The following is a 17,343-nucleotide window of genomic DNA, read 5'->3' on the forward strand; positions in this document are numbered from 1 at the left end:
TCAATTCTCGTATTCGTCCTGCGAAGATGAGCCTTCCCGGCTGCCTTTGCGGCAGTCCGTAGCAAGTCAGAGCCTCTCCCTGAACGCATCGGATATTGAATTAAAGACCGATATCGCGTGAAAATGAACTTAAATATGCGTGCAGGCAGAGGAAGATGCGGATCGTTCGGCTTGTGCCGAATGATTCGCGACGGCCCCGGCTGGACACACTGCAGACATAAGCGATCCACTTTTCCGCGCAAGGATAAAATGACCACTTGAACGCAATTATGAACTCATTATGGCAGGAGGCCAATGCCGAGCGGCCGCTGTCGTGCCGCCAATCAGGAGCAGTTCTCGATGATCCGCCGCTTCGACGAACCCGTCGTTTTCGACCAGACGATCTCGGTCATCGATTCGCACACCTGCGGGCAACCCACCCGGGTCGTGGTGGAAGGAAGCGGGATCGCGCCGGGCACGGATCCGATCGCGGCACGTGAAATTCTGGCGCAATCGCGGGACTGGGTCCGCCGCCTGGCGGTTTTCGAACCGCGCGGACATCGCTCCATGTTTGGCGTGGCGCTGATAGAACCTGCGAACGCCGGTGAGCCCTTCGGGGTCGTCTATATGGATGCCAACGGCTATCCCGACATGTGCGGCCACGCCACGATCGGCGCGGTGACCACCCTGTTCGAGGCGGGCTATCTGACACCAGAACCTGCGGACCTGACCGGGGCACAGACACTGACGTTGCATGCTCCCATGGGTGTGCTGGAACTGACGGCCCGGTTCGAAGCGGGAAGGTGCGTTGCGGTCGCCTTCCGCACGCCGCTGGCCTATTATCTCGGCTCGCAGGAACTTCGCCTGGCCGATGGCTCGCTCTGCACGGCCGAGATCGCCAACGGGGGGCAGTGGTACGCCTACGTTCCCGTCGAAAATGCCGGGCTAAGCATCGCTCCTGAGAACATCGACGCGCTGGTCGGCGCCGCGGTGCCGGTGCGCGAAGCTCTGGCCGCTCAGCTTTCGCTGGTAGATCCGGTCACAGGCGTGGTGCCGCAGGTCGGCAACATCGTGTGGACCAGTGCACCCGACACCGAGGATGCGCAGGCGCGCAACGTGCCGATCTCAAGCGCAGGATCGTTTGACCGCTCGCCCTGCGGCACCGCCACCTGCGCGCGCATGGCGACGCTTGCCGCCAAGGGCGAACTTGCCGTGGGGGAAGCCTTTGTGAACCAGGGCCTGGTCGGGACGCTTTACCAAGGCGAACTGGTTGATGCGGCAAGGGAAACCGCTGTCGCCGGATTTATCCCCCAAGTCGAGGGCAGCGCGTGGATGACTGGTCGGGCGACCTTCTGGCGCGATCCGCATGATCCGCTCGGGGAAGGTTTCCTCGTCTGAGACGGGATGAAATTGCGTTCAGATTATCGTGATCTGACTGGATTTCTTAGTTTACGAGCGTCATAGCGGCAGCTCGACAGGTCGGGCATGGGCAAGGGAAGAGAAGCCTAATGAAGTACACCAAGGCAGGTGACCCCACGCAGGCCGGCTTCAAGCTGGCCAGTGCGCCGTTCTATCTTATGGCGCATGCCGACTACAAGTATCACGAGGACATGGAGATCGTGCTTCTGAAGCACGGCGTGGATCGTTCGATCTATCGCATCATGACCGTGCTTCGCGAAGCAGGCACGCTCAGCATCAGCCGGATCGCCGAACTTGCGCTGCTCAAGCGGCCGACCGTCAGCCGCGCGATCGAGCGCATGTCGGAGCGCGGGCTGGTGGAAACGCGCCCTTGCCCGGACGACAACCGCATCACCGAAGTCACGATGACCGAGGCGGGTCTGGAAGTCATGGGCACGCTCACCCCGATCGTCGCGCGTCAGGTGGCACGCGGACTGGAGGGTATCCCCGACAAGGATATTGGCGTCCTGATCCGCACGCTCCAGCGTGTGGTCGAGAACCTCAACCGGCTTGCCATCGAATAAGGCGAAGCTCTCGGGAGAACAGCGGCGTTGCCGCGTGCCCGTTCGGTATCGATACAGGAAAGGTCGCACTTCCTCAGGAAGTGCGACCTTTCTTTCATGTTGCACCTGACTGGATGCGGCTCCTTCAACGGGGAGCCGGGGTCTTTCCTTCAAGCGGCAGTTCGCCCGCGGAGGTTCCGACCATGACCGGACGCACGCCGGGGGCCAGTTCCCAGCCGTTTTTCGCGGCCGACCAGTATTCGAACCGATGGCGCGGCAAGTGGATCGACAGATTGCGGCTTTCGCCCGCCTTGAGCGTCACGCGCTGGAAGCCGGCGAGCGCCTTCACCGCGAAGTCGGCCCCCGCAATCGGCTGCGTCGGAGCGCCGAGGTAGACCTGCGCCACTTCGTCCGCCTCGACGCTGCCGGTGTTGCGCAGGGTGAAGCGCACATCGACGCCGCCATCCTTCGCCGCCTTGGTGGCAAGCCCGGAATAGGCGAAGCGGGAATAGCTCAGGCCATGGCCGAACGGGAACAGCGGCTTGATGCCCTGCCGGTCGAACCAGCGATAGCCGATGTCTATCCCTTCCGAATAGGTCGTCTTGCCGTTGACGCCGGCCGCGCTGCGCTCCGGATGTGCGGGGTCGGTGGCGGGATAGTCCTCCAGCTTCGCAGCCCAGGTGAAGGGCAGCTTGCCTCCGGGCGAAACCTTGCCGAGCAGCAGGTCAGCGGTCGCTTCACCGCCGCGATCGCCTGTCCACCACATCTGCAGGACGGCCTTGACCTTGTCGACCCAGGGCATCGCGACCGGCATGCTGGTGTTGAGCACGACCACGGTGTTCGGATTGGCGGCAGCCACGGCCTCGATCAGGGCGTCCTGATCGCCGGGCAGGTGGAACACCGGGGCGTTGCGGCTCCATGCGAAGACCACGGCCTTCTTCGCCTTGCGTGCAGCCTCAACCGCCTTGGCCAGTTCGGCCTGACGGTCCTGCGGGGTGGACCATGCCAGGCGCACCTGCTCGGCCTTGCCGGAGCCATCGGACTCCAGTTCGACGCGGATGTCGTGCAGGCCCGGCTTCAGATCGGACAGGACGCGGATGTTGCCGAGCCCGTCATTGGTGGGCAGCAGGCTGTCCTGGTTGATTTGAACGGTGTCGCCGTGGAGCGCGCCGGGATACGAAGTCGATCCACCAAGGCGCTTGCCGTCGATGAAAAGGATGCCACGTGCGCCCGAGATCTGTATACCCAGCCAGTAGCTGCCTGCGGTGTCGATCTTCAGCTTGCCCTGCCACACGTGATTGCCACCGGGCTTGAGCGGCTTGCCGCTGGCAACGGTATAGTCGAGCTGGGCGATGCGCGCTTCCGCGTCGGTGCCGCCGGTGTGGACCATGCCCGGCTTGCCGTCGTTCGAAAGGAGCGCGGCCGGAACCGGCCTGCCGGTCATGTCGTTGGCCACGGCCAGAACCACGCCTTCGCCGCCCGAGGCCTGACGCACCGCATCGAACGGCGAGGTCTGGCGCCAGGGCATGCCGAGCGAACGTTCGCCTGCTTTGCCGACGGCAACGAGCTGCGCCGCGCCGGGGCCGACCATCGCAAGGTTCGCCAGATCGTCCTTGCTCAGCGGCAGCACGCCGCCCTCGTTCTTGAGCAGGACGGCGGCCTTCTCGGCGGTCTGCTGGTTGATCGCATCCATCTGCTCGAAGCCGATGACGGGCGCGGCGGTGACGGCGGGACCGCCAGCGACGCGGCCGAAGCGATCGAGTTCACGCAGCACCCGTGATGCGGCAAGATCGATGTCCGCCATCGTCACCTTGCCTTCGGCCATCGCCTCGGAAAGGTTCTTGAAGCCGGTGTTGACGGGGAAGGTCTTTTCCCAATCGGGGGCAGACACCGGCGGTTCTTCCGGCATCCCGCTGATGAACACGCGGGTGAACATGTCGAAGTCCGGGCGCGGGATCCTGTGCGGGGCTGGCGTGATGTCGGAATAGGCGGGGAGAATGCCGGCGAAGGGATTGGAGTCCGGCAGGGTGCCCGGCATTTCCATGTCCATGCCTGCCGGTACCTGAAGGTTCCCGTGCACCGCACCCCAGTCGGACGTGACGAAGCCCTTGAAGTTCAGCTCGCCGCGCAGGATGTCGGTCAGCGCATCGTGGTTGCCGCAGGCCCAGTCGCCGTTCAGCCGGTTGTACGAGCACATGATCGAGGAGACGCCTGCATCCACGGCATCGCGGAACGGCGCGACATAGAGTTCATGCAGCGGCTGCGGCGCGACGTGGATGTCCACGCTGTCGCTGTCATAGGCGACGAAGTGCTTGGCTTGGGCGAGAACCCCGCGAGACTGGATGCCTTCGATCTGGGCAACGCCCATCGTGCCTGTCAGCAGCGGATCTTCGCCGAAGGTGTTGTAGCTGCGCACGAATTTGACGTCGCGCAGCATGTTGATGAACGGCTGGAGCACCACATCGACACCCAAGCGCCGTGCCTCGTCGGCGATGACCACACCGTTCTGGCGCGACAGTTCAGGATCGAAAGTGGCGGCAAGGCCCATCGTCGCCACTTCGGCAACCGAGGGTTCGCTTACGAGAACGCCGGGAGGGCCGTCGGCCAGCCGGATCGGACGGATGCCCAGACGCGGTACGCCCGGCAGGTAGCCGGCTTCGCCGATGTTGGTCGTGGCCGGTTCTTCCACGCCGCGGATGAGATCGATCTTCTCCGCCAGCGTCATGCGGCCGAGCAGAGCCGCAAGGCGCGCGTCACGCGCGGCCTCGGTTTCCGCGCCAGGGTTTTCGGCGGCCGAAGTGGCGGAGGAAGGCGCTTTGGCCACCGCCGGTGCCGCGATGACAAGCGCCATCGCCATTGCGGAAACCATCGACGTGCTGCGTTTCGTCATCTCGTACCCCGAACTCGAATGGAAGGATTGCTGGAGAAAGACCGCTTGGTCATTCCCCGGTCACGCGCCGCGCGGCATGGAGCGACACGAAGGAAATCAGGCTGAGCACGACCATCAGTGCGGTCACCGAAGTGACGGAGCCGGTCGCATAATAGAGGCTGGTGGCGACCAGCGGCACGAAGCCGACCAGCACCGCCGCGATCGACTGCGCCAGCGCCAGCCCCGACGACCTCAGGGACGCTGGGAACAGCTCGGTCAGTAGGGCGGGCTGGGTGCCGATCATCGCAGCGTGGCAGATTCCGTTGATCACCACGAAAGCGCCGATTACCATGACGTCGCTCGGGCTTTTGAGGAGCAGGAAGAACGGCTGCATCGCCAGCGCGATCGCGACGATGCCGAACCCGTAGACCTTGGTGCGGCCGAAGCGGTCGGAGAGATGCCCGAAGAACAGCATCATCACCGTATCGACGACCATCGAGATGGTGACGCCTGCAAGCAGCAGATCGCTGCTTGCGCCGACAATGGTGCCATAGGCGAGCGCGAAGGTGGTGGTCAGCAGCGGGCCGCTCATCTCGGCAAGGAGCACACCGGCGGCGCAGAACAACGGGAAGCGCTGGGTCCGAAGAACGTCGCGGATCGGTGCGGCGTGGGGATCGGTGCGCTCGGCCTCCAGAAACTCGGCGCTTTCGCCCACGCGCATGCGGATCACGAACCCGGCCGCGACGACGATGAGGCTGGCAAGGAAGGGAATGCGCCAACCCCAGTCGAGGAAGGCCGTGCCACCCAGTTGTCGCGCTGCGAAGAAGGCACTGGAAGACAGGATGAAGCCGATCCCCGCACCCGCCTGGCTCCAGGCACCGTAGAGGCCGCGCCGGCCATGCGGGGCGTTTTCGGTGGCCATCAACATACCGCCGCCCCATTCGCCGCCGGTCGCGAAACCCTGGATCAGGCGCAGCAGGATCAGTAGCGCCGGAGCCAGCATGCCAACCTGACTGTACGTCGGCAGCAGGCCGATAGCGAACGTCGCCAAGCCCATCAGACCAAGTGTCCAGGTCAGCGTGACCTTGCGGCCGAACCGGTCACCGATGTGGCCGAACACGACGCCGCCGAGCGGACGCGAAACGAAGCCGACGGCATAGCCCGCGAACGCGCCCATGGTGCCGACGATCGGGTTGCTGGACGGGAAAAACTGGCTGTCGAAGACCAGCGCGGCTGCGGTTGCGTATAGGAAGAAATCGTAGAACTGCAGGGCGTTACCCACAGTGGCCGCTGCGGTTGCGCGATACCTTTGCGCCGGTGTCGGGACGGTTGCCGTGATTGGACTGCCGGCAGAGTGCATTGTCATGAAGTCCCCACTTTTCGTCCCCGGATCGTGCGCCATTACGGCAGCATCATTTGCGACCATATTCACGCAATAATGGTCGCTAGTTTGAGAGTCAATCAGTAAGGGCGTGCGACTCAGGGGGCCTGATCCGTTGTGGGCATTCGAGCGGTGGCATAAGAAATGACCATCTTTGAAACCAAGGCTGATACGCGAAACAGGCTTCATTGCTGGCGAATGCGTTTCGTCCAACCGGTCTCTGCACGTCGTCGATCCGGCGAATGGACTATGCAAGGGGCGTGTCCCTGATCTTTGCAGTGTTGATATCGAACAGGCAATAGGCGCGGTCCATCAGTCGCTTGGTTCCCGGGGGCGTTCGCCCCGCAAGCGCGCTGCGCGATCCTGCACCGCTGAAACGAACTCATGATGGAACTGCGGGATAGCCTCCCATCTGCTGACTGCCGGTCGCGGTAAACTTCCAGGCGAACCCAAGTCCGAGCTGACCTATGCCTACTCGTTTCGTGCGTGGTTTGCTGACGAAGCTCTCCATATCAACGGCGATGTCCTGACACCGCAGAAAAGCAATCGGCGGATACTAGTTCGCAAGCAACCCGTGGGTGGCATGGCAGTGTTCACACCTCGTACCTTCCCGTTTGCTATGGTTATCAAATGGCTCGTCGAACGGCCGGTTTTGGCGAAATCAGCCTATTACGGCCATGGTTCGGAATGGCAGGATTGTCCGTGCGCCGTGCCAAGGCGGCGCTTTCCAGTGGGTGAGAATCCCACCCGGCAAAATGCTCCAGCCGGAAGCAACCGGGGCAGGCATGGAGGTGACGAAATGTCTGAAGCCCCCGGATAACGGTCACATAGGTGACCGTGCGAGTGTGCAGGCCGCAACGTGAGTAAACGCTGAGCAAACCTCGAAAATGCCGATGTGCGGGCCGACCCAGCCGGACTTCTGGGGAAGGCTGATACGGATGGGGGAGTTTGAGCGACGCTGAACCCATCCGCCGCACCGGGGTAGTGGCGGCAGCATGTACACAAGGAAAGCGCACGCAACACGGGAAGCCCCATCACGTGCTCGGGGACGAGCAACCGGACGCCCGCGAGGGATGGGACGGGCGCGGTGGGGTGGCGGAGAGGCCCGTAGTACCGAGGAAACCGGGTAATGCCGGTGGAGGGAAGGAGCCTCAGTTCAAGGCGAACGCACCAAGTAGTGAGGGACCGCGAGATTGGGAAACCTATCAACTCCGAAAAGCGTCCAGAAACTGCAGACGGCGTTGCACGCGAAAGCGAAGGCGGAAGCCGGCTATCGCTTCTACGCGCTGTATGACAAGATCAGCCGCGAGGACATTCTGGCTCATGCCTATGCCCAGTGCCGCTCCAACAAGGGTGCACCGGGGATAGACGGTCAGGACTTCGCGGATATCGAGGCGTACGGCGTCGAGCGGTGGCTGGCGGAACTGACGCTTGCCATCAGAGAGGAGACGTATCGACCGGAACCGATCAGACGGGTCCATATACCGAAAGCCAACGGCAAACTCAGGCCGCTGGGCATTTCCACCGTGCGGGATCGGGTCTGCATGACAGCAGCGATGCTGGTGCTGGAGCCGATCTTCGAAGCCGACCTTCCGCCAGAGATCTATGCCTATCGCGCTGGGCGTAACGCCCAGCAGGCCGTGATCGAGGTGGAGGACCAGCTGTTCCATGGCCGTCCCGATGTCGTGGACGCCGACCTCGCCGACTATTTCGGCAGCATTCCCCATCCCGAACTGATGAAGTCCGTAGCCCGCCGGATCGTCGATCCGCGGGTGCTGCACCTGATCAGGCTGTGGCTGGATTGTGCTGTCGAGGAAACCGACGACAAAGGCCGGAAGACACGAACGACGGTAGCCAAGGATCAGCGACGCGGCATCCCGCAAGGCTCACCCATCTCACCATTGCTGGCAAATCTTTACATGCGCCGGTTCGTGTTGGGATGGCGGAAGCTCGGGCTTGGGCAACGCCTCGGCGCTCGGCTCGTCACTTATGCCGATGACCTCGTCATCCTGTGCCAGAAGGGCAACGCGGAAGCCGCGCTCGACCATATGCGCAGGCTGATGGGCAAGCTGAAGCTGACGGTGAACGAGGAAAAGACCCGCATCTGCAAGGTGCCGGACGAGACGTTCGACTTTCTGGGATACACGTTTGGTCGGATGTACTCTCCGACGACGGGAAGGGCCCGCATGGGCTACCGACCGTCGAAGAAGAGCATCAAGCGCACCGTGGATAGAATCCACGCGCTGACTGAGATGACATCTACATGGCAGGATTCCGCGGTACTGATAGCGAAGATAAACCGGGCGCTGCGCGGTTGGGCCAACTACTTTTCGGTCGGCACAACCAGCAAGGCGTACCGGGCCGTCGATAGCTACACGTTGATGCGGGTGCGTCGGTGGCTGCGTATCAAACATCGAGGCAAGCGACGCAGGGCTCGGGTGTATCCAGACGAGTACCTCTACGAGACCGTTGGCCTCGTACGCTTGACTAAGCTGGGGCGCAGCTCGCCGTGGGCGAAGGCGTGATGCCTTGTTCGAGAGCCGGGTGCGGGAAATCTGCACGCCCGGTTCGCCGAGCGGGGGGTGAAAACGGAGCGTCTGGCAAGCCCCACAGGCGCGCCGCACGTCACCGCGTCACCTCCCGACTCTACCACGTTAAGGCGATGGACGAAGGGATGGAATTGGGCACTCGACTGTGGCGGGGGAACGTCCAAAATCGAGGCGCCCCTCACGTGTGCTTTTCAGCATGGTATTGGAGGCGTGGCCGATTCTGCCGTCCACGGCACCTTACGCTGTTGCAAACTACGGGGCAGTTTTCGTTTACGCCGCGGTTAGACCTCCATCGACGACCAGTTCCGATCCTGTGATGTAGCTCGACAGGTCCGAGCACAGAAACAGAATGGCGCCAGCGACTTCACTGGGCTGCGCTAGGCGACCCAGAGGAATGGACGCTGCGATGCCGGCGTAGGCGTCCGGGTTGTCCGCCTGGGCCTTGTCCTGAATCTCCGTCAGGATCGCGCCCGGATGTACCGAATTGCAGCGAATGCCGTCGGAGCCTGCCTCCACCGCGATCGACTTGGTCAAAAGCCTGATGCCGCCCTTCGTGGCGCCATACCCTGTCGTGCCGACGACGCCCACGAGGCCTGCCACCGACGACACGTTGACGATGCTTCCCGCGGTACCGCTCGCCCGCATGGCTTCGACCGCGAGTTTGCATCCCAGGAACGTTCCCTGCAGATTGACCTCCATCAGTGCGGAGAAGGCGTCTAGGGTCAGGACCTCGATACGTTCGAGGATCGCGATCCCTGCATTGTTCACGAGGATTTCCAGCGGACCGTAGGCCTCCGCACTGCTGTGCAGGACCTCTCGCCAGCTCTCTTCCGAACGAACGTCATGAACGGCGCTTCTGGCCTTGTAGCCCAGAGCCTCAAGCTCGCGCACTCGATCGCCGATCCGTTGCTCGTCGATATCGGTGAGCGTGACCGCCGCACCGACCTCGCACAATGCCTTCGCAGTGGCAAAGCCGATGCCCTTCGCCGATGCGGCGCCGGTCACGATTGCGGATCTATCCTTCAGAATCATGCTTTTCCTCGAATGCTTGAATGCGATGGTGCCGCTGTTTTCAAGGCGGCATCGTCGCCGTTTCCCTTCACCGGGATCAGAACCTCATGGTGGCCTGAAGCTGAACCGTTCGCGGAAGCCCGATCAGGCCGGCCTGGTCGGCCCGGACGGCATTGCTGGTGCCGGTCCCACTACCCGTACCAACCACGTCTAGCGTTCCGTTGATGATGAAATGGTTGGTCAGGTTCTTGCCGATCAACGCCAGTTCGTAACGATCGTCTTCCGTCTTGAGACGAATGCTTCCGTCCAGGCTCACATAGCTTCCCTGCCTGGCCAGAGTGTTGTTGAACGGCGATGCCAGGTAAGAATCGCTGTACCGGGCGCCCATGCTGAATGCTGCCGCCAAGCCGCCACCGATCGCCGTTTCATAGCTGGTGGTGAGCGCGCCGGTCCATTGCGGCGCGTTTGCGGTGGGTTTGCCGTCGAGCGACTGATAGGGAACGCCGTTGACCGTCATCGCGCATCCCTCGGCGATCGACTGCCCTGCAAAACAGGGTGCGAGGTAGTTCGCGTAGCGCGCGCTGTTATAATTCGCCGAAAGCCGGAAATCCAAACCCGGCACTGCGCCGGGCGCATACTCGACCTCGAACTCGACGCCCTTTACCTTCGCCGATCCCGCGTTCGTGGTCACAAAGGAAACCGTCGTCGAGTTAAAGAAATCGACCTGCAGATCGCTGAACTTGTAGTAATAGGCACCCAGCGAATAGCGGATCTGACGACCGGCAAGCATTCCCTTTATGCCGCCTTCGACGCCACGCACTTTCTCCGGCGCGAACGCGAAGTCGGATTGCGAACCGAAGGCGCTCTGGATGGCGGTGTTGGAGAAACCGCCCGATTTGTAGCCGGTCTTGTAAGCCAGGTAGGCTGTCAGATCGGGCGTGGGCTTCCACGTTGCCGTGACTTCCGGCGACCAGTTGTTGAACGTCTGATTGGTACCGAACCGCTGATCTTCGAGGAACACGCCCTGCAGCGCCGCATTGACGTAAGGCTGAACGAAGTAGCTGTCCTTGGTTTCATGCGTATAGCGCACGCCACCGGTCAATTCGACCTGCGGTCCCAGTTTCAGGATCGCCTGCCCGTAGGCGGCGAGCGTCTCGTCTGTCGTACCCGAATCCTTGGTGAATCCGAGATGGGAAAGAGACGGGTCTGCCGTCGAATCCTCCACGCCGCCCAGGATCGTAAACTGGCGGGCGCGCAGCTTGGTATGCTGGTAATATACCCCGCCCATGAGTTCGAACATCCCGCCGAACTGGGTCAGGGCACGCTGCTCGGTCGAGAATGCCTTGAACGCGTCGACCTCGTTGGCCCAGACATTGCTGGCCTCACTAGATACGTAGTCCGCATCGAGATTGAACAGGTTGCGGTTGTCGTTGTAGTTCGTGACCGAGGTCAGCATGACCGGGCCGGCATCATAATTGAGCGTCGCGGTCACCGTGTTCGAACGGTAGCGATTGCGCAATTTGCCGTCGTCCGTAGCGAACGGCATCGTGGCGGCGATTTCCGCCGGGATACGGTTCATCGAGTTCGCGAATTTCTTGCCACACGGACTTCCCGGGATGGCGATGCCTTCAGACCCGCAGGTGTAGTTCACATAATTCCAAGCGGGGTTGCCGGCGTTATCGCGGTTGATCGAGGCCTTCACGGTAGCAGTGAAGTCGCTCGTGGGTTCCCATTTCAGAGTGACGCGTCCCAGGAACGAGCGGTTTTGCGGACCATCGTTTCCGGCTGCGGCGGTGTACGTGTTGGTTGCACCCGTCGCCACGTCAAAGGCAGAGTACGTTATCGGCCCGCTCTGGTTGGAAACATAGCCATTCGTCATGCGCGATCCGCGCAGCGCCACACGAATGCCCAGCGTGTCGTTCAGCGGTCCCGAGCCGATGAACTCGCCGTAGGTTTCGTTGGCTTTGAACTCGTAGCCGACCCGGGCGATGAACTCGGGTTTGGACGTCGGGTCTGCGGTCGTGATCGAGACGACGCCGGCCGTGCTGTTCTTGCCGAAGAACAGCGATTGCGGACCTTTCAGGATTTCGATGCGATCGAGGTCGAACAGCCCTTCGTTGATGATCCTGCCCTGGCCGTAATACACGCCGTCCACCACGGTCGCCACCGACTGCTCAATCCCGATGCTGGTGAAACTCGAACCGATGCCACGAAGCGAAAGCTGCGCACCCGATCCGTTCGATGCGCGTGTGATCGAAAAGTTCGGGGTCGTCGATGCCACCTTCTCCAGCGTCGATAGATCGAGCCTCTCGAGTTGCTGCGACGAAATCGCCGTCACTGCCACGGGAATATCCTGAAGCCGTTCGGCGCGCTTTCGCGACGTGACCACGATTTCCTGGATGCCGCCGGTAGGCTCGTCCTGGACAGCCGCTGCGCCTTCCGGCACCGCCATCTGCGCCTTCACCGGCGATGCCGTGACGAACAACGCGATCATCGCGCTTCCGCCCATAAGCGCATTCAATTTCGAAATCTTTTTCATGATTGTCCTCCCGTTTTGCCGATTATATCGTTGAGTGGCGCTGGCTCGATCGAGAGCGGGGGAACCGCGCGTTCGCAGTTGTTCCCATCGAGCGGATTGCCCCAGCGCTGCCGTTCTTGGGCGGCAGTGTCGAAGTAGATGTAAAGCTCGTTGACCAGTCCCCTCCGACATTGGGCGAGAAGACCGATCGTCTGCGCGTAAGGCCCGCCATAGGCGAGTTCGGCGGTAAGCTCGGCCAGCATGCAGAAGGCTTCGTCGTCCTGGCAGACCAGGCGGGGACCTGCTGTCCACTGCAAGCTGCCGGGCCGATATCCCGCCAGTTCCAAATCCAGAAGTCTGGCGATGGCATCGCGCGTGCGAACCACGCCTGAATGGGGATTGGCGCCGGCAATCTGAACGACCACATCGTCCGAAAGCAACTCGCGCAGCGCCGGAAGATCGCCAGACTGCAGCGCAGTCTGGAAGGCTGCGGCAACCGGCTCCACCGGCGTTCCATCGTTGAAGGGCTCTGCCGCCAGACGCCGCGGCGTCAGCAGCTCATCGGGTGCGACGCGTGGCTGGCTAAGGTGCTTGCCATAGACCTGCGTCTCCAGCATTACGCTGTCGAGCATCTCGTGGTTCTCGACAGCCACGCCATCCACCACCCGGAAGCATTGCATGTAATTCTGGTCGTAGCGACCGCCGATGCGGGTCGGTAGCCCGCCGCGCAGCAGCAGTACGGCGTAATCTCCACCGGCGCAGGCGACGCGTGCATCCTTGAGATATTGCTCGTGGGTCTGCTCCAGCCGACCGAGGACGTGTTCGAAGGTATGCGCAAAAAAGGCGTCTCGGCCCACATACCGACCCGAGACGACGGTGTCACCCAGCAGGCTGCAGACCATCGCCGGATGATGCAGGCTTACCAATCGCTCAAAGTCACCACTAACCAGGCAATCAGCATAGGCCTGCGCGATATCGCGCGGCGTTTCCGACATGTCTTCATCTCTCCCGATTTTTTTCGGGAGTAGCTGAACTTCGGGCTACGAGTTTGCACCAGGGTCTGCTTGATTTGCACCAGCGTCCGAATCCGCTCCTGGTCTAGTGCGGCCGTCTGATCCCCGGGTTCGGCTGTGTCGCCCAGACCTTGCGGCGGTAGGCCAGCGGGCTTTCTCCGGTATGCGCCGCAAAAGCCCGTGTGAGATGAGAAGGGTGCTTGAACCCCAGGTCGTACGCCAGCGTTGTGACAGCCACATGCGATTGCGTGGGATCGGACAGGATAGCCATCGCCTTTTCGATCCGTGCCTCCCTGACCAAACGTTCTATCGTCGTTCCTGCCGCTTGCACCGTTTCATACATGGATGAGCGAGACATCGCGAGATCGCGGGCCAGTTCGGCAATCATCAGGTTCGGCTCCGTGCACCTGCTGTCGACAAGGTCTCGGATTCGGCGGAATCGTTCGTCGGTGTTGACGATGCCGTTGGGGGGGGCCTTGATGGCATTGTCGCTGATAGATGCGTCGATTAGGTTGAGGACAGCAGCAAAGAGGCTGTCCGGCGCGTAGCTTTCCCCCTTTTCCACTATCGACCAAACCTCTCGAAGAGTCATAGCCAACAACCTGCCCGACGGTGTGCCGGTCGTGATCACCTGTCCCAAGCCAGACAAAATTGCAGGCGCAGCCATCCGAATTCGCGACACGGGCAGCTTTATCACTAATGCGTCTGCGGCACCGTGCTGTTCGCCTTCGATAATATTTGCGTCGCTGAACAATGCGATATCGCCGGCACAGCATCGCAAATCACGATCCATGTGGCGGTAGGATGTAGAGCCTTTTAATTGCATTTTTAGGATCAACCGCGGTTCGGTCGCGTTGCGGACAGCCGGCTCCTGCATACAATGGAAAGAGCTTCCGGCCTGAGCACGCACCATATCGATGGAACCAATGCGAGCTAGCGATAACTGGGCCTTAAAAGCGTCAGCAGACCCTGGCAGATCGAGCCGCATCGGATAAACCGATTCCGTCAATGCACCTTGGTACTCGCGAAATCCCAGCAATCGCGGACGATGCTGCAGCGCACCCATTCTCAATCCCGTCTGGCCAGTTATTTTATCACATGCTGTTTAAGCCGACCGCTTGGTTCAAGCAACTAGCACTTTGAGGGTCATGCTAGCGACCATTCCAAGCACCCGCAGCTTTCACGCCGATGCACGGGATGGCTGTTGTATCTCCGATTTGTCTCGCGCCAATGCCAAGGTAAGAGTAAGCCCAAAAGATCGGATTTAGAAAAACGGACCGCCGCGTCGTACGCTGCCGGAGGCCCAATTGACCGGGTAACAGGAATGTGCCGGCGCGTGCCTCCGTAGCGGCTGAGGACCCAAACGGCGGTGGTTTGAGCGAAATCGTCCTCACCGCGCCGAAGCGAAGATGCGATATGCGTTAGATTTGGTCCGCGATCCTTATCGTCGTCCTGCGGTCTCGCTTGCGAAGAAGGCGAATGTCCATTGCTGGCCAGACCTGCCGTTTGAAAAGCGACGAGAGAACGGCAGGTTTGTCGAAGGGTTTCGGGCGCCGGCAGGCGTACGAAAGTCTTACAAGTACGACCCGCGGTGAGGCTTGCCCTGGTCTATGGGTAAAAGGGCTTTGATGTGGCTTGGTTTGGCTGAAGCAAGCCTGCCGCCCAGCCTTTGTTGGGCGGAATAGCGTGGAAGTCAGATGGCCATTGTTCTCGATGCGCCGCTGATCCTGCTGGCAATGAGCCCAATTTTGACTGTGTAGGCGGTGTTGGCACACCTACTCCCATGGGCCGGGTCGCAGTGCGCGCGGCCATCATGCAGGGTAAGCCATGCCGGGTCATGGCGTGTTCTCCCGGGTCCGCGGTGCTGGCTGCGGCGGTGCACGCGGTTGGCACCAGCGGGTGAAGGTTTCAATGATGGTCATTTGCCCGCCGCAGCATGGGCATGGCAGACGAAGATCGGGCGGTTCATCGGGTTCGGGCTCGTCGATCGGCACGGCAACGCCCAGCAGCCTGCGGGCGAGCGCCATGGCCTCCTTGTGCGTTGAACTGGCGAGCAGGCCGTAATGCCGGATGCGGTGGAAGCCGCGTGGCAGGACGTGGATCAGAAAGCGGCGGATGAACTCGTCGGTCGCCAGCGTCATGACCTGCTGGCGTTTGGCGCCATCGCGGCGATAATCTTTGTACCGGAACGTCACGCCGGTCTCGTCGAAGCCGAGGAGCCGCCGGTTCGAGATGGCGACGCGGTGGGTGTAGCGCGAGAGGTAGGCCAGCACCGCCTGCGGCCCGGTGAAGGGCGGCTTGGCATAGACCACCCAGCGCTTCTTCCGGATCGGCGAGAGATGCCGCAGGAAGGCCTTGCGTGTCGCGAGGCCAGCCAAGGTGCTGAAGAAGGCCAGCTTACCGGCATCGAACAATGCCAACAGGCGAGTGAGGAACAGCCGGCGGAATAATGCCCCCAGCACGCGCACCGGCAGCAGGAAGGCGGGGCGCGACGAAACCCAGCGCGTGCCGTCGAGCGCGATGCCGCCGCCGGGCACGATCATGTGCACATGCGGATGGTGCGTCAGCGCCGATCCCCAGGTGTGCAGCACAGCGGTGATGCCGATCCGCGCGCCAAGGTGCTTGGGATCGGCGGCGATGGTCAGCATCGTGTCCGCGGCGGCGCGGAACAGCAGATCATACACCACCGCCTTGTTCTGCCAGGCGATGCCGGCGATCTCGGCAGGCACGGTAAACACGACGTGGAAGTAGCCCACGGGCAACAGATCGGCCTCACGCGCGGCCAGCCATGTGCGCGCGGCGGCGCCCTGACACTTGGGACAGTGCCGGTTGCGGCACGAGTTGTAGGCGATCCGCCAGTGCCCGCAGTCGTCGCAGGCCTCGACGTGACCGCCCAGCGCGGCGGTGCGGCAATTCTCGATGGCCGTCATGACCTTGAGCTGGCCGAGGCTCAGATGCCCGGCGTGGGCCGCCCGATAGGCGGGCCCGGCGCTACGGAAGATATCGGCGACCTCGATCGAGGCGCGCACCGGCTCAGCCGGGAGGAGGAGCCACCTGCGCCTCGAGCAGCGTCGTCAATTTGTCCAGCGGACTGATGACCGCGCGCACCGTTCGGGTTGCGACCGTGGTGTAGAAAGCGGTGGTCTCGAGGTTAGCATGCCCGAGCAGTGCCTGGATGATCCGAATATCGACGCCGTCTTCCAACAGATGCGTGGCGAAGCTGTGCCGTAGAGTGTGTGGGCCGACCCGCTTTTTGATACCCGCAGCCTCGGCAGCATCGACAACGATCCTATGAAGCTGTCGCGTACTGAGCGGCTTGAGATAGTGCATGCCCGGGAACAGCCAGCCATCGGCGTGCATGACGCCTTGCTTGCGGCCAACCGTCCACCACTCACGCAAAAGGGCAAGAAGGTCAGCAGGCAGGAGCGCATTGCGATAACGCCCGCCTTTACCGCGCTCCACTCTCAGGAGCATGCGCTTGCTGTCGACATCGCGGACCTTCAGCATCGTGACCTCGGCGGCGCGCAAGCCCGCGCCATACGCAACGGACAGTGCAGCCTTGTGCTTCAGGCAGTTGGTCGCGCCGAGTAAGAGCACAACCTCGTCGCGGCTGAGGACAACGGGCAATGCGCGAGGGTTCTTAACCGTGTAGAGCTTGCGGGACAGATCCGGGCGATCAATGGTGTGGGTGAAAAAGAAGCGCAGCGCAGAAACGATGCTGTTCATGGTCGGGATCCCTATGCCCGCCTCGCGCTGTTCGACCTGGAACTGCCGGAGTTCTTCTACCGTCGCAGTATCGGGGGGACGCCCAAGATATGTGGCGAACCTCGCGACATGCCGCACGTAATCGAACTGGGTCTTCCGCGCGAACCGGCGCATGTTCATGTCTTCGATCATGCGCTGACGCAGCGAAGTGACGGGAGCATCAGACAGAATATTGCTCATGGTACGACTCCTTGGTTTGAAGGAGCCGAAATCGTCTGCCTACTCTGGCCAGATCTCAACTTAGACCCAGACCGCCGATCACTGGACTGACCTCAAGGAAAGCACCAATCCCGCGCC

The 17,343-nt window shown here is 61.9% G+C and carries 12 protein-coding genes; 4 read left to right on the forward strand and 8 right to left on the reverse strand.

What is annotated here, in order from left to right; all coding sequences use genetic code 11:
• Positions 1 to 294 precede the first annotated feature (294 nt).
• Complete coding sequence (locus tag HWN72_RS19190) at positions 295 to 1,377, forward strand: proline racemase family protein (RefSeq protein WP_211150995.1); 1,083 nt, start codon at positions 295 to 297, stop codon at positions 1,375 to 1,377.
• Between the two features lie 110 nt (positions 1,378 to 1,487).
• Positions 1,488 to 1,961, forward strand: a complete 474-nt coding sequence (locus HWN72_RS19195) for a MarR family winged helix-turn-helix transcriptional regulator (RefSeq protein WP_211150996.1) — start codon at positions 1,488 to 1,490, stop codon at positions 1,959 to 1,961.
• A gap of 124 nt (positions 1,962 to 2,085) precedes the next feature.
• Here HWN72_RS19195 and HWN72_RS19200 read toward each other — a convergent pair whose 3' ends face one another.
• Positions 2,086 to 4,830, reverse strand: coding sequence for a glycoside hydrolase family 3 protein (locus HWN72_RS19200; RefSeq protein ID WP_211150997.1), 2,745 nt, complete (start codon positions 4,828 to 4,830; stop codon positions 2,086 to 2,088).
• Positions 4,831 to 4,879: 49 nt separating this feature from the next.
• Positions 4,880 to 6,091 (reverse strand): MFS transporter, encoded by a 1,212-nt coding sequence (locus HWN72_RS19205; RefSeq protein ID WP_211150998.1) that lies wholly within the window; start codon positions 6,089 to 6,091, stop codon positions 4,880 to 4,882.
• Between the two features lie 514 nt (positions 6,092 to 6,605).
• Here HWN72_RS19205 and HWN72_RS32025 point away from each other — a divergent pair.
• Together HWN72_RS32025 and ltrA are read left to right on the forward strand one after the other, a co-directional pair.
• The gene (locus HWN72_RS32025) at positions 6,606 to 7,010 is read left to right on the forward strand and encodes an aldehyde dehydrogenase family protein (RefSeq protein ID WP_375154528.1); all 405 of its coding nucleotides are present in this window, start codon (positions 6,606 to 6,608) and stop codon (positions 7,008 to 7,010) included.
• A gap of 373 nt (positions 7,011 to 7,383) precedes the next feature.
• Complete coding sequence (gene ltrA, locus HWN72_RS19215; protein WP_211150999.1) at positions 7,384 to 8,715, forward strand: group II intron reverse transcriptase/maturase; 1,332 nt, start codon at positions 7,384 to 7,386, stop codon at positions 8,713 to 8,715.
• 294 nt (positions 8,716 to 9,009) lie between these two features.
• On the opposite strand, the gene HWN72_RS19220 is transcribed toward ltrA, so the two are convergent.
• From HWN72_RS19220 to HWN72_RS19245, 6 genes are all read right to left on the reverse strand, one after another.
• Positions 9,010 to 9,771, reverse strand: coding sequence for an SDR family NAD(P)-dependent oxidoreductase (locus tag HWN72_RS19220; RefSeq protein WP_211151000.1), 762 nt, complete (start codon positions 9,769 to 9,771; stop codon positions 9,010 to 9,012).
• 76 nt (positions 9,772 to 9,847) lie between these two features.
• On the reverse strand, positions 9,848 to 12,289 hold the full coding sequence (locus HWN72_RS19225) for a TonB-dependent receptor (protein WP_211151001.1): 2,442 nt from the start codon (positions 12,287 to 12,289) through the stop codon (positions 9,848 to 9,850).
• The gene (locus HWN72_RS19230) at positions 12,286 to 13,263 is read right to left on the reverse strand and encodes a nuclear transport factor 2 family protein (protein ID WP_211151002.1); all 978 of its coding nucleotides are present in this window, start codon (positions 13,261 to 13,263) and stop codon (positions 12,286 to 12,288) included. The genes HWN72_RS19225 and HWN72_RS19230 overlap by 4 nt, the downstream gene beginning before the upstream one ends.
• A gap of 103 nt (positions 13,264 to 13,366) precedes the next feature.
• Positions 13,367 to 14,347, reverse strand: a complete 981-nt coding sequence (locus HWN72_RS19235) for an AraC family transcriptional regulator (protein ID WP_211151003.1) — start codon at positions 14,345 to 14,347, stop codon at positions 13,367 to 13,369.
• A 769-nt stretch (positions 14,348 to 15,116) separates the two neighbouring features.
• The gene (locus HWN72_RS19240; protein ID WP_211151004.1) at positions 15,117 to 16,310 is read right to left on the reverse strand and encodes an IS91 family transposase; all 1,194 of its coding nucleotides are present in this window, start codon (positions 16,308 to 16,310) and stop codon (positions 15,117 to 15,119) included.
• 4 nt (positions 16,311 to 16,314) lie between these two features.
• Positions 16,315 to 17,226, reverse strand: a complete 912-nt coding sequence (locus HWN72_RS19245) for a tyrosine-type recombinase/integrase (RefSeq protein WP_211151005.1) — start codon at positions 17,224 to 17,226, stop codon at positions 16,315 to 16,317.
• Positions 17,227 to 17,343 lie beyond the last annotated feature (117 nt).

Source organism: Novosphingobium sp. HR1a, from assembly GCF_015594425.1.
Lineage (GTDB): Bacteria > Pseudomonadota > Alphaproteobacteria > Sphingomonadales > Sphingomonadaceae > Novosphingobium > Novosphingobium resinovorum_A.

Excerpts from the sequence above, each read along its gene's own strand:
- HWN72_RS19190 (WP_211150995.1), top strand. The coding sequence starts at position 295 with ATGCCGAGCGGCCGCTGTCGTGCCGCCAATCAGGAGCAGTTCTCGATG.
- HWN72_RS19195 (WP_211150996.1), top strand. The coding sequence starts at position 1,488 with ATGAAGTACACCAAGGCAGGTGACCCCACGCAGGCCGGCTTCAAGCTG.
- HWN72_RS19200 (WP_211150997.1), bottom strand. The coding sequence starts at position 4,830 with ATGACGAAACGCAGCACGTCGATGGTTTCCGCAATGGCGATGGCGCTT.
- HWN72_RS19220 (WP_211151000.1), bottom strand. The coding sequence starts at position 9,771 with ATGATTCTGAAGGATAGATCCGCAATCGTGACCGGCGCCGCATCGGCG.
- HWN72_RS19225 (WP_211151001.1), bottom strand. The coding sequence starts at position 12,289 with ATGAAAAAGATTTCGAAATTGAATGCGCTTATGGGCGGAAGCGCGATG.
- HWN72_RS19230 (WP_211151002.1), bottom strand. The coding sequence starts at position 13,263 with ATGTCGGAAACGCCGCGCGATATCGCGCAGGCCTATGCTGATTGCCTG.
- HWN72_RS19235 (WP_211151003.1), bottom strand. The coding sequence starts at position 14,347 with ATGGGTGCGCTGCAGCATCGTCCGCGATTGCTGGGATTTCGCGAGTAC.
- HWN72_RS19245 (WP_211151005.1), bottom strand. The coding sequence starts at position 17,226 with ATGAGCAATATTCTGTCTGATGCTCCCGTCACTTCGCTGCGTCAGCGC.